The organism is Arthrobacter sp. 10T44 (assembly GCF_056393885.1).
Genome location: NZ_JBFTGT010000027.1, coordinates 1 through 386 on the forward strand (window position 1 = coordinate 1; position 386 = coordinate 386).

The following is a 386-nucleotide window of genomic DNA, read 5'->3' on the forward strand; positions in this document are numbered from 1 at the left end:
CATCAGGAAGGTCGGGTGATCAACGCGGTTCATCCGGCACGCATCAGTGAAACCGATGGCGTCAATAACCGGCTGCAGCTGGCGACATTAGAGCGCACTTACCAGGCCGAACAGGCGGAAAAGCTGCTGCTGGCTGGCGTGATGCTGCGCGATCCGGCCCGTTTTGACCTGCGCGGAACGCTGACGCACGGGCGGGATGTTGAAATTGACACCAACGTCATTATTGAAGGCCAGGTCACGCTGGGCGCACGCGTCAGAATCGGCGCGGGCTGTATTATCAAAAACAGCGTGATTGGCGATGACTGTGAAATCAGCCCCTATTCGGTGATCGAGGATGCGAATCTCGCCACTGCCTGCACCGTCGGACCTTTTGCCCGTCTGCGTCC

Annotated in this window: 1 pseudogene; it reads left to right on the top strand. The window is 58.8% G+C overall.

Going from position 1 to position 386, the window contains the following annotated elements:
* Positions 1-15 precede the first annotated feature (15 nt).
* Positions 16-386: pseudogene (locus AC1DBL_RS16755) on the top strand (hypothetical protein); the annotation flags it as partial.